Here is an 11,842-nt window from a genome sequence, read left to right as displayed (position 1 = left end):
GTAGAATAGCGGCCTCGCAGTTGCCCGGCCCTCTACACCATTTCCACACGATTCCAGGAGAAAGATCCGACCCATGACGCAAGGTGCCTTCCATTCCGACAGACATCCCGTGCTGGTGGCGCCAGCCGCCCCGGCCAAGGCTGCGGATCATCGCACCTGGGGGCAACTGCATGGCAGCAGCGACGCCCTCGCCATCTGTGAGAGCGCGAAAGCCCATCATGGCCTGACTCTGGTGGTCACACGCAGCACTGAAGAAGCCATCCGTCTCGAGCAGTCCATGCGCTTTTACCTTGGCCTGCCCACAGATGAAGACCAGCCGGCCGTGACACCTGATGGCCTTGAGCTGCTGTCACTGCCGGATTGGGAAACACTGCCCTACGACCTGTTTTCACCACATCAGGATATCACCTCACGCCGAATCCGGGCGCTGCATCGCCTGCCCGGCACCAGCCACGGCGTGCTGGTGGTACCGGCCCGCACGCTGATGCACCGGCTGCCGCCGGTGAGTTATCTGCAGGGCAACACCCTGCTCCTGGAGGTCGGCCAGTCGCTGGACATCGACAACTGGCGCATGCAACTGGAATCCGCCGGCTATCGACATGCCGACAATGTCTATGAACATGGCGAATACGCAGTGCGCGGCGCCATCCTCGATATTTTCCCGATGGGTGCCACCCGCCCCTATCGAATCGACCTGTTCGATGACGAAATAGAAACACTACGTACGTTTGATCCGGAAACGCAACGCTCCATTGACCGGATCGGGAAAATCGAACTGCTGCCGGCCAATGAATTCCCCTGGCACAAGGAGGCCCGCTCCGGATTCCGCAATCGCTGGTTCGAGCAATTCCCACACGCTGACAAGGACGCGCCGATCTATCAGGATGTCAGTCATGGCATAACGCCTCCCGGCATTGAATACTACCTGCCGCTGTTCTTCGAGCAGACAGCAACCCTGTTTGACTATCTGCCGGGCGAGACACTGGTCTTCACGGCATCGGGTCTCAACGAATCGGCAGAACATTTCGACGCCGATACCCGCGCCCGCTACGAGGAGCGGCGCCATGACCGAATGCGCCCGATCCTGCCACCGGCGCAACTGTTCCTGCAGAAGGACGAACTGTTTGGCCAACTCAAACGTTTCCCGAGGGTAACACTCACCACTGACACCACCGATGCCGCCGGTGGCAGCAACCGCCCCACGGGGGTATTGCCTAACATAGCCATGGATGGCCGCGCAGCCGACCCCGCCGGCCGGCTCAAGCGATTCATCAATGACTTCCACGGCCGCATTCTGATCTGTGCGGAGTCATCCGGCCGGCGCGAGGCATTGATAGAAAACCTCGCCGACCACGGGCTGCAACTGTCTACGGTGGACAGCTGGCAGGCCTTTGTTGGCGACCCCGAAGTCACTCTTGGTATCACCGTTGCTCCGATGGAGTATGGCCTGTTGCTGCCGGAGCATCACATTGCCCTGATTACAGAAACAGCCCTGTTCGGCGAGCGGGTGCTGCAACGCCGCCGGCGGGAGAAGCCCACCGAAGCCGACGATGCCGGCTACCGGGATCTGTCCGAGCTGCGCATCGGAGCGCCGGTGGTCCACATTGACCACGGGGTTGGCCGCTATCAGGGCCTGGAAACCATTACCGTCGAAGGCGAAGCAAGCGAATTCCTGATGCTGGAATACGCCGGCGGCTCCAAGCTCTACGTACCGGTATCCAGCCTGCACCTGATTTCCCGCTACACCGGCTCTGACACCGATCACGCTCCGTTGCACAAACTTGGAACAGAGCGGTGGAGTAATGCCAAACAGAAGGCCCTGGAAAAAATCCGCGATACTGCAGCCGAGCTGCTCGACGTCTACGCGCGCCGGGAAGCCCGCAAGGGCTTTGCCTTTGAAGACCCGCAGGAGGCCTACCGTGCTTTCGCTGCCGGCTTCCCGTTCGAGGAAACCCCGGATCAGCAGGCTGCCATCGAGGCGGTTTTCGAGGACATGGTCAGTGAAAAGCCCATGGACCGCCTGGTCTGCGGTGATGTCGGCTTCGGCAAGACCGAGGTGGCCATGCGCGCCGCGTTCATGGCGACCTATTCCGGCAAGCAGGTGGCAGTTCTGGTGCCCACGACCCTGCTGGCACAGCAACATTACGAATCCTTCCGCGACCGCTTCTCGGATACTGCCGTCAATGTGGAACTGCTCAGCCGCTTCCGCAGCGGCAGCCAGACCACCAAGGCCCTGAGCGCTATAGAGGCCGGCAAGGCCGATATCGTGATCGGCACCCACAAACTGCTGCAGGGTGATATCAGGTTCAAAAACCTGGGACTGGTCATCATTGATGAGGAGCACCGTTTCGGCGTGCAGCAGAAGGAACGCCTGAAAGCACTAAGGGCAGAAGTCGACATGCTCAACCTCACGGCCACGCCGATCCCCAGAACCCTCAACATGGCCATGGGCCATCTGCGGGACCTGTCGATCATTGCCACCCCGCCGGCCCGGCGCCTGTCCGTAAAGACCTTTGTACGCCAGCGGGAAGAGCCGATGGTCAAGGAGGCCATCCTGCGGGAAGTATTGCGTGGCGGCCAGGTATACTTCCTCCACAATGACGTTGCTACTATCGAGAAAACTGCCGAGGACCTGCGGCGGCTGATTCCCGAGGCCCGGGTGGGTGTAGCCCACGGCCAGATGCGCGAGCGTGATCTGGAGCAGATCATGTCCGACTTCTACCACAAGCGCTTCAACGTTCTGGTCTGTACCACCATTATTGAAACCGGCATCGATATTCCCAGCGCCAACACCATTATTATCGAGCGTGCGGACAAATTCGGGCTTGCACAGCTGCACCAGCTGCGGGGCCGTGTCGGCCGTTCCCACCACCAGGCTTATGCCTATCTGCTGACCCCACCGCCGAGGTCGATCACAGCGGACGCCAGGAAGCGCCTGGAAGCCATCTCGGAGGCGCAGGACCTGGGCGCCGGTTTCATGCTCGCCACCCATGATCTGGAAATACGGGGCGCCGGGGAATTGCTGGGAGAGGAGCAGAGCGGCCAGATCGAAAGTATTGGCTTTACCCTCTACATGCAATTGCTGGATGAGGCCGTCCAGGCCATTCGCGAGGGGCGAACCCCCAATGCTGAATTGCCGCTCAGTCATGGCACAGAGATGAATCTTCGGATACCGGCCCTGATTCCGGACGACTACCTGCCCGATGTGCATAACCGGTTAATGCTGTATAAACGGATTGCCAGCGTCAGCGACACGGAGGGATTAAAAGAACTTCAGGTCGAAATGATCGACCGCTTCGGATTATTACCTGAACCGGCAAAGAACCTGATCCGTCAGTCGGAACTCAGAATCCGCGCTGAAGCTCTGGGAATCGTAAAAGTGGATGCCGGAAAGGAGTGGGCAAGGCTGGAGTTTGGCAGTTCCACCCCGGTAGATCCCCTGGTTCTGGTCAAGAAAGTGCAAGCCTCACCGGACCGGTATCGTCTCGAAGGCGCCAACAGTTTCCGTTTCCGGCTGAACGACACCTCAACCAGTGGTAAACTCGAGGGCATTTCCGACATGCTGGGCCAACTCGTTTGATGATGCGCCCGGCCCAGAGGCCCCTGATGAACAACAGGAACATTGGAGCAAAGCCCTTGCGAACGACCGGTAACCTATTGCCTGGAAAGTCCATTCTCATTTTCGCGGCCGCCCTGGCCGTGTCACAACTGGTGTCGGCGCAGCAGGCTTCTGAGCAACCGTCAGAACAGGCCGCAGCCGCAGAAACCCGGGAAGAGCAACGCAGCAGCGATCAGGCAACTGAGCGGGACGGCCCCCGCAAGGATTACTATCGTGCGGAACTCGTTATCCTGGAGCGCAGGATTGCACCAGACAACATCAATGAACAAATGGCCAGCCGCATCCCTGAGCCACCCGACCCGGAAATCAGCGAAATTCTGCGGGTGGTGGACGAAAACGGCACATCTGAAACCACGCTCGACCTGGTTTCACGGGGAGAGCTTCATCTCAACTCAGCCGCCAACCGGCTGGAGAACAGCGGCCGGTTCCGCATTCTCCTGGCAACCGGGTGGTACCAGTCCTTTCCGCCCGATTTCGAGGGTGAGCCACTGCGAGTCGCCATTGGAGACTGGCTGGCCGAGGCCGGGCACCGTGATGTAGAAGGCCATATCACCATTGACCGGCAGCGCTACCTGCATGTAGACGTGCACCTCAATCACTGGCAGCCAATGCCCGCCGAAGAAAAGCCGGCCGATGTGGGCGCTGACGACCTCGACATTGCCCAGCCTTCCGACGATGGCAACGCTGAAGGCGGTGAAGATGGCGCAGAGAGTAGCACCGGGGACAAGGAAGAGGTTCCGGTTGAGAATGTTACCGAAACCGTTGACCAGCCGGGTCAGGCGCCGACTTCGGACGTGAACCGGCCGCGGGCGGAGCTGGTGACCTGGATTCGCGAGACCCGCCGCATGCGTAGCGAGGAGGTTCACTTCCTCGACTCCCCCACCATTGGCGTTCTGGTATTCTTCAAGAAAATTGAGGAGTAAGGGCGCCCAGGCCGCTCATTGAGACTTCGAGAATCCGCTTGACACCAGACATCCCCTGGTCGATAGCGGCCTCGATTTCTGCCATGGTAATAACGTGGTCCGATTTGCCGGCAGCGTGGTTCACCACCAGCGCCAGACAGACGTAGTTCATCTTCAGCTCTGCCGCCAGGGCAGCCTCTGGCATCCCGGTCATCCCTACCAGATCACACCCGTCACGCTCCAGCCGCGATATCTCAGCCGCCGTTTCCAGCCTTGGCCCCTGAGTCGCCCCGTAGACACCAGAACCGGAAAACGGCAGATCCAGATCCCGGGCCCCGGCAATCAGCAATTCACGGGCTTTCTCTGTGTAGGGCCAGGTGAAATCGATATGGGTGGTTTCATCCAGTTCGCCCTCGAAGAAGGTACTCGCCCGGCCCCAGGTGTAATCAATGATCTGATCAGGGATCACTATGTGCGCCGGCCCCATGTCCGGATGAATGCCGCCCACGGCATTCACCCCCACCACGGTGCGAACGCCCGCATCATAGAGTGCCTGCAGGTTGGCCCGGTAGTTGACCTGGTGTGGCGGAATGCGGTGGGGGTTGCCATGACGGGACACAAACACCACCGCCTGATCCCCGAGAAGCCCCTCAACCAGCACCGACGATGGCTTTCCCCATGGCGTGTCCACCGGCCGTTCCGCCGTTATCTGAAGGCCTGACAGGGTTGTAAGTCCGGTGCCACCGATAATACCGACCGGCGGATTGTTTACTGGTGGATTCATGATCAATTTCCCGTTGCCTCGGCGCTGTCGCCCTGGGTTTCACTGGAGCCTTTACTGCCAGCTACCGGCGCACGACTGCTGCCGGGCTCGGCACTGGATGTTTCGCTGTCCCTGAGCGCCTGATCGTTGGCCAGGCGCACGCCATCCGGCAGGTGCAGTGTACGCGTCGGGAACGCAACCTCGGCACCATGACCCTCGATGATGTCACTGATCTTCAGCAGTACATCCTGCTTGACCTCATGAAACCGGACCCACTCAATGGTCTTGGTGAAGGTGTAAACCATGATATCCAGGGACGAGGCATTGAAAGCCAGAAAATTGACAATCAGTGTCTGATCGTGATCGATATCCTCATGCTGCTCCAGCATGTTGCGGATTTCCGCAACGATCTGCGCCATGCCGCTGACATCCGCGTAGCGGATTCCGATGGTTTCCGAAATACGGCGGTTAAACATTCTGGACGGGTTCTCCACCGATATCGTGGTGAAGACCGCGTTGGGTACATAAAGGGGACGCTTGTCGAATGTGCGAACAGTGGTCAGGCGCCAGCCGATGTGCTCAACGGTGCCTTCGATATTACGGTCTGGCGAACGGACCCAGTCACCCACCTTGAACGGCCGGTCCAGGTGGATAATAAACCCGCCGAAAAAGTTGGCCAGCAGATCCTTCGCTGCAAAACCGACAGCAATGCCACCAACGCCACCAAAGGCCAGCACACCGGAAATACTGTACCCCAGCGACTGGAGGGCAATCAGCACGGCGGTGATAATCACCACGGCCCGGGAAAGCTTGCTCACCGCATTGACCGTGGTGTAGTCCATCGGCTTTTTCATTTTGAGGGGCGAGGTCAGTATTTCCTCCCCCTGCTTGATAAACCTCAGCAAGGTCCACACCAGCAACCAGACAAAACCAATCTGTAACAGTGTGTCGTTGACGGAAAATATCTCGGCATCCGAGTAACGGTGGGCCACCTCCGCAGCCCAGTAGACCCCCTGCAGCCAGACAAAGGCAACTACCGGCTTCCTGCCGGCATGCAGCAGTGCATCGTCCCAGAAGTTGTCGGATTTCTTGAAATGCCGCTCAATGACCCCCACAACGAAACTGGCGATGAAGGCCACTACCGCAGTTCCAGATACCAGGGCAAACACCACAATCCCGACCCGCCAGCTCTCTGACAGCAGATTCCAGTCCTGAATCCAGTTAGTCACTATGGACGGAGTTTCTTCGATCATCGATTCTCTCGGCTCTTTCGGTTCAGGGACGGGTTCAGCGAATCAAAACCGGCATGCCCGGCCTCACCCGATTGTACAAATCAATCACGTCCGTGTTCCGCATACGGATACAGCCATGGGAACGCGGAATGCCCATGGGCTCGGTATCCGGCGTGCCGTGAATGTATATGAAGCGACGAAAACTATCGACCCCGGGGCCACGGTTTTTACCGGATTCCAGGCCACACAGCCAGAGGATTCGGGACAGGATCCAGTCCCGCTCCGGAAATTGCCGCGCAAGTTCTGTCGAATACACTTCTCCGGTTGGCCTGCGGGCTACAAAAACCGTGTTCGCGGGAACACCGGCACCAACCATGGCCCGCACATAATGGCTTCCCCTGGGTGTGCAGCCACTGCTCTGGCGCTCACCGGGACCATTGAGTGCCGTGGAAACCGGATAGGTAATGGAAGAGAAGGCGTCGTCCGCAAACAATGTCAGTGTCTGTGTGGCCAGATCGATTTCAATCCCGGGTGTCTTTTCGGGCACTGGTTACGCTCCCGGCGGATGGGTCAGAGCAGAAGCCTAACCGACAGCGTACAATTCAGGCAACCGAGCTTTTATGGGCAGGAGGTACCAGCATGGCATCCTCGGCCTGCATTCCGGCGGCGAGGAATGGCACCAGCCGTGCCGCAATTTCCTGCACCGTGGTTTCCACGCCCAGCTTGTTCTGCAGGATATCCCTCAGGGCATCGCTACTGGACATGGTGAACGCAGTAGCACCCAGCATGAACTGGATTCGCCAGTAGCGGTCCACCGAAGACAACTGTGGTGTGGCTTCCTTCAGCAAACGCATGAAACGACTGAATGGCTGGCTGTATTCCTGCTCGAGAAACTTGCGCAGATGCCCCTGGGACTGGGTATAGGCCAGACCAAGCAGACGCATGAATATGGAGATACCCTTCTCGTTACGCTGGGGCATACGCACAGCGCTTTCGGTCAGCGCCCAGAGAGTCTGGTTCAGCGTGGGCGGCTCGCCTTCACAGCGCGCCTCAAGGTCATCGAAGGCATTCTCGAGTGTCGCCGAAAAGGGTGTAAGAAAGCGGGCGAACACCGCATGAATCAGCGCATTCTTGGAGCCAAAATGATAATTGACAGCAGCCAGATTTACCTTAGCCTTACTGGTGATCATCCGCAGCGAGGTTTCGGAAAACCCCCGGTCTGCGAAAAGTTCTTCCGCTGCATCAAGAATCCGGTCAACCGTATCAGACTGAGCCATATTATTATCAGTGCCTCTAGCAAACGTCTGTTTGAAACATACGTTTGACCGGCAATCTTGTCAAGTTCTCGGCAACGACTGGGACGCCACGGCATCCCAGCCCTCGTCGATCGCCTGTTGGTGACCCTCGAAAAAAGCCTGCTGGGCCCGGGAATACGCTTTTTCAGCCTCAAGGAGATAAACGAGATAGAGGCGGACATGTTCCCTGCGGGTCACATTTCTTGCCAGTACACGCCGCTCGGACAGCGCCAGGAGTTCACTGAAACGCATTGCCTTGAGCGCCGGGTTGAACTCGGCCATGCGGGCACACTGCCACACCAGACCTTCTTTCCCTTCCAGGTGTCCAATATGCTTTCGTGCGTCTCGCAGCAAGCGGCGGCGCCGAATGATCAGATCCATGTAAGAGGGCCGCGAAGTATACAGACGCCGGACTGTCGGCACACCCATGAGCAGGATAATAACAAACGCGCCAAATCCGCCGCCTGCAATCCAGGCGGGTACAAAACCGGTCATTCCGCTGAGGAAGACAATTGCCGCCAGCAGCGCGCTGAACAACCAGAGATCCCGGTTCCTGCGTGCCGCGGAGAGTGTGTAGTTGTCGGGCCAGTCCGGCAGCGCCAGCAGGTCGAAATCCAGCAGCAACACTCGGTCGCACTGCCGCAGCATCAGTCTCAGCTTGCGCTGACGGGATTCTGCCAGGGTCTTTTCAGCGCCTTCCGGCTCATCGCTGGCAGCGGTCGGAGCGGCCTGCACTGGGGGCGCAGACGGCTGCGGATCGGCAGGACGCCCTTTCCTCAACAGGGGCGCCTCCGGATTGATACTCTGACGGACTGTGCTTTCGTTCTCTGCCATCACGATTTACCCGTTCATTGCCAGGCCAACAACCTGAAAACTGTGCCGCCCTTTCCGTCTATCGACCGCGCCAGCGTATCCTTGAGTCGGATTCGGTGATCTTTACCCTGCCACACCGCTTGGCATGGCTCCATGCTATCGCTATGCTTGCCTGCTCCAGTGTAGCCGGAAGCGGCCACAAACGTCGTTAGAGGGGGCAGGAATGTTTACAGGTATTGTTCAGGGTGTTGCCACCATTGACAGGCTAACCGCCGAACCGGGGCTCAGCAGCTTCGCAATCCGTTTTCCCGAAGAGCAGGTGCACGGCGTTACCATCGGGGCATCCGTTGCCATTGACGGTGCCTGCCTGACCGTGACCAGACAGCAAGGCAATCTGCTTTACTTTGATGCCATGCAGGAGACACTGCGTGCCACCACTCTGGGAGAACTCAGGCCCGGTGACCGGATAAACTTCGAAAGAGCCGCCAGAATCGGCGACGAGATTGGCGGCCATCTGCTGTCTGGCCACATTCACACAACCGCAGACATCGTGGCAATTGAGCGCCCGGAGAACAACTGCACCCTGGAATTCGAAGTGCCCGAATCCTGGGCCAGATACCTCTTTCCCAAGGGCTACATTGCCATCAATGGCTGCAGCCTCACCATCGGCGAGGTCCGGGATAACCGGTTCAATGTGTACCTGATTCCGGAAACCCTGCGCGCCACCACCTTTGGGGATGTATCGGTCGGCGACCGCGTCAATATCGAGATCGACAGCCAGACCCAGACCATCGTCGATACCCTGGCCCGAATGGGCTACGACCGGCCGGCCACCTGATTACCGGCTTCGAACACCACGAACCTGCGGTCCGCATCCAGTTGCCGGACCATTGAAAAGAAGCGTTTCAGGCTACGGTGATATCCCAGATGGCGATTTCCCACCATCAGCATTCGCCCGCCCGGAGCCAGGTGGCGGGCGACCTGCCGCAACAGCCGCATGGCGATGTGATCCCCGACCACGCCGCCCTCATGGAATGGCGGATTCAGCAAAATCAGCTGGAACTGGCCAGTATCTTCGGGAATACCATCACTGTGGTGAAAAACCACATCGGCCTCGGGAAGCGCATTCAGTACGTTGTCACGGGCACTGACCACCGCCTGGCTGGAAACATCTGAAAATGTCACGGCCAGCTCCGGATTTTCCGTCAACGCCGCCAGGCCCAGCACACCATTGCCACAGGCCAGATCCAGCACCCTGGCCCCAGTGCCCAGACCACCAGCTTCCCGTTTGACCAATGGCAACAGCAGCCGCGTGCCGATATCCAGCTTTTCCCTGGCGAACACCGCCGGCATGGCACTGACTTCATGCTCTGATTGTGGCAGTGGATATCCCTTCCAGAAATCGGTCCAGTTTCTCAGTGTCTGGTCTCCGGGAGCAGCAACAATCACCCTCGCCTTCTTGCGCGCCGGGCAGACTTCCCGGGTATGCACAAGGTCCGCGAAGACGCTGGCACTGCTGTCCGGCAGATGCTTGATCATGCCCCCGGCGATGAGCGTACCGTCAGGGGCCAGCACGCCATTCACCCACCGCAGCAGACAGCTCAGATAATCCACCTGCCGGGGAATACGCATGACCACCAGATCGAACGGACCTTCCGGTGGTGCCAGCCAGCTGGTTGGCGCCGCAATCTCTTGGCCGCCGGGCGCGTTTGTCTCCAGAGCCAGGGCGAGTGAGTGGCTGTCTGCGAAAGACACCGGGGCAAAGGGCGCAAGCCCGAGCGTCAGCGCACCAAACTGGTCGTCGACAATAAGCACGCGACACCGGGATTGCGGCGAAAACCGGGCCATGGCCTGTTGCAGCAGTTGTTCGTCTGCCGCATCCCAGGCCCGCAACCCCGGCCCTCCAGCGGGGCGCTTTAAAGGCAGAGAAACACCGCTTACTTCCAGTACATCACTTGTCATTTCACGCTTCCGCATTTCATTTTTGAAACAGCGGACATTCTAGGCTGATTATTCTAGAAATTAACCCTACTCTGCCAGAACGATTTCAGGTTGCTCCACTTTTTTGGAAGCCAACCTTTTTGCCCCTCACCCCAGGGGCTTTTTTTCGTCCCGAAAATCTACCGCGATTTCAGCCAGGTGCTGACCAAAAGCTCATTGGCGGCGGGCAGACCAGACAGTAAAGCGCCTATCGCTGGCGATGGCTCGAACTGGCCCCACATAGCGGCGAATCAGCTCAGCATAGGGCAGGAAGCTGTTAGCCACCAGCCGCAGCTCACCCCCCGGCTCCAGGTGCTCTGCCACCTGCCGCAGAAACTGCTCGGTCATTGATGTATCGGTCCGGATACCGGTGTGAAACGGGGGGTTGCTCAATACCGTCGTGTATTTGCCATGAACCCGGTCCAGACCATCGGAGGCAGTGATATCGCCGGTTGCGGCGGCACGCTCATAGGTTGAACGGGCGCAGATGACCGCCTGGGACTGAACATCCACGCCATCGACCCGAGTGCCCGACTGCCCCCGGGATCGCTGATAAAGCTGCAGCCAGGCGCCGATTACACCGGCACCACAGGCGAAATCCAGCACTACCCCCTGGTTCACGGGTAAATCCGCAAGGGAGCCGAGCAGCATGGCGGTACCGGCATCCAGCTCACCTGCACTGAAAATTCCGGGTAACGCGGCGACGTCGAGGCGGACACCCGCACACTCAACCGGGTGCCACTCCAGCCATTGGCGTACATCAAATGCTTCCGCTGGCTGCAGATTGTCTGCCAGCCAGACCTGGCAGTGTCGGGCGCTGTCTACCTTGATTGCCTGGGGCGCCAGGGTCCTGAGCTGTTTCACGGCACCGGCGATGCCTTCTTTCTTCTCTCCCACCAGGATCAGGCGGGCACCTTTTTCTGCCAGCCAGCGCGCCAGTTCCAGCCGCAGAGCCAGTTCGGCCCTTGCCTTGGGAAGGAATACCACAACCGTATCGGCGCAGGCTGGCGCCAGAACAGGGTCGTCATAGCCGAATGCGGTCCTCCAGCCCTCAATGCTGTTCAGTCGCTGCCAGAGACCATAATGCTCCGCCAGCACCAGGCCGGATTGCCCCAGGGCGGGAATCAGCGAAATGTCCGAAGGGCCGAGCACCGCCAGACGGCCGTGCAGGTATTCGTGGTTTTTCAGCAGTGCTTCGTGGGAGTTGGGCAGCGCAGGCATTATGGGACCGTTCCGGG

The 11,842-nt window shown here is 59.1% G+C and carries 10 protein-coding genes; 3 read left to right on the top strand and 7 right to left on the bottom strand.

Annotated features, from left to right (window positions below; translation table 11 throughout):
- Positions 1–73 precede the first annotated feature (73 nt).
- Positions 74–3,580, top strand: coding sequence for a transcription-repair coupling factor (gene mfd / locus DIT72_RS15280; RefSeq protein WP_135956114.1), 3,507 nt, complete (start codon positions 74–76; stop codon positions 3,578–3,580).
- A 26-nt stretch (positions 3,581–3,606) separates the two neighbouring features.
- A complete protein-coding gene (locus tag DIT72_RS15275) occupies positions 3,607–4,542 on the top strand; it encodes a CsiV family protein (protein ID WP_135956113.1) in 936 nt (311 codons plus the stop codon).
- On the opposite strand, the gene DIT72_RS15270 is transcribed toward DIT72_RS15275, so the two are convergent.
- Genes DIT72_RS15270 through DIT72_RS15250 form a run of 5 tightly spaced genes read right to left on the bottom strand, consistent with a single transcriptional unit; the run spans position 4,523 to position 8,645 of the window.
- On the bottom strand, positions 4,523–5,305 hold the full coding sequence (locus tag DIT72_RS15270) for an S-methyl-5'-thioinosine phosphorylase (RefSeq protein WP_135956112.1): 783 nt from the start codon (positions 5,303–5,305) through the stop codon (positions 4,523–4,525). The genes DIT72_RS15275 and DIT72_RS15270 overlap by 20 nt on opposite strands.
- 2 nt (positions 5,306–5,307) lie before the next feature.
- A complete protein-coding gene (locus tag DIT72_RS15265; protein ID WP_135956111.1) occupies positions 5,308–6,537 on the bottom strand; it encodes a mechanosensitive ion channel family protein in 1,230 nt (409 codons plus the stop codon).
- 34 nt (positions 6,538–6,571) lie between these two features.
- Positions 6,572–7,063, bottom strand: coding sequence for a L,D-transpeptidase (locus DIT72_RS15260; protein WP_135956110.1), 492 nt, complete (start codon positions 7,061–7,063; stop codon positions 6,572–6,574).
- A 55-nt stretch (positions 7,064–7,118) separates the two neighbouring features.
- Positions 7,119–7,793, bottom strand: a complete 675-nt coding sequence (locus DIT72_RS15255; RefSeq protein WP_135956109.1) for a TetR/AcrR family transcriptional regulator — start codon at positions 7,791–7,793, stop codon at positions 7,119–7,121.
- Positions 7,794–7,853: 60 nt separating this feature from the next.
- Positions 7,854–8,645, bottom strand: a complete 792-nt coding sequence (locus DIT72_RS15250) for a hypothetical protein (RefSeq protein ID WP_135956108.1) — start codon at positions 8,643–8,645, stop codon at positions 7,854–7,856.
- A 202-nt stretch (positions 8,646–8,847) separates the two neighbouring features.
- Between DIT72_RS15250 and DIT72_RS15245 the strand changes: the two genes are divergently transcribed.
- Positions 8,848–9,462, top strand: a complete 615-nt coding sequence (locus DIT72_RS15245) for a riboflavin synthase subunit alpha (RefSeq protein WP_135956107.1) — start codon at positions 8,848–8,850, stop codon at positions 9,460–9,462.
- Here the strand turns inward: DIT72_RS15245 and DIT72_RS15240 are convergent.
- Together DIT72_RS15240 and DIT72_RS15235 are read right to left on the bottom strand one after the other, a co-directional pair.
- Positions 9,441–10,586 carry a class I SAM-dependent methyltransferase gene (locus DIT72_RS15240; RefSeq protein ID WP_135956106.1) on the bottom strand — a complete coding sequence of 382 codons (1,146 nt, stop codon included), beginning with the start codon at positions 10,584–10,586 and terminating at the stop codon, positions 9,441–9,443. The two genes, DIT72_RS15245 and DIT72_RS15240, sit on opposite strands and share 22 nt — an antisense overlap.
- Before the next feature lie 192 nt (positions 10,587–10,778).
- Positions 10,779–11,825: a methyltransferase gene (locus DIT72_RS15235; RefSeq protein WP_135956105.1), complete on the bottom strand. Its 1,047-nt coding sequence runs from the start codon at positions 11,823–11,825 to the stop codon at positions 10,779–10,781.
- Positions 11,826–11,842: the final 17 nt, after the last annotated feature.

It is taken from the genome of Marinobacter orientalis (assembly GCF_004792665.1).
In the GTDB taxonomy this organism is placed as follows: Bacteria; Pseudomonadota; Gammaproteobacteria; order Pseudomonadales; family Oleiphilaceae; genus Marinobacter; species Marinobacter orientalis.
This window is presented reverse-complemented; position numbering and strand designations above follow the sequence as displayed.

Bases quoted from the DNA above. Each gene is read 5' to 3' on its own strand.
- DIT72_RS15275 (WP_135956113.1), top strand. From the start codon at position 3,607: ATGAACAACAGGAACATTGGAGCAAAGCCCTTGCGAACGACCGGTAAC.
- DIT72_RS15255 (WP_135956109.1), bottom strand. From the start codon at position 7,793: ATGGCTCAGTCTGATACGGTTGACCGGATTCTTGATGCAGCGGAAGAA.
- DIT72_RS15270 (WP_135956112.1), bottom strand. From the start codon at position 5,305: ATGAATCCACCAGTAAACAATCCGCCGGTCGGTATTATCGGTGGCACC.
- DIT72_RS15245 (WP_135956107.1), top strand. From the start codon at position 8,848: ATGTTTACAGGTATTGTTCAGGGTGTTGCCACCATTGACAGGCTAACC.
- mfd (WP_135956114.1), top strand. From the start codon at position 74: ATGACGCAAGGTGCCTTCCATTCCGACAGACATCCCGTGCTGGTGGCG.
- DIT72_RS15235 (WP_135956105.1), bottom strand. From the start codon at position 11,825: ATGCCTGCGCTGCCCAACTCCCACGAAGCACTGCTGAAAAACCACGAA.
- DIT72_RS15265 (WP_135956111.1), bottom strand. From the start codon at position 6,537: ATGATCGAAGAAACTCCGTCCATAGTGACTAACTGGATTCAGGACTGG.
- DIT72_RS15250 (WP_135956108.1), bottom strand. From the start codon at position 8,645: ATGGCAGAGAACGAAAGCACAGTCCGTCAGAGTATCAATCCGGAGGCG.
- DIT72_RS15240 (WP_135956106.1), bottom strand. From the start codon at position 10,586: ATGACAAGTGATGTACTGGAAGTAAGCGGTGTTTCTCTGCCTTTAAAG.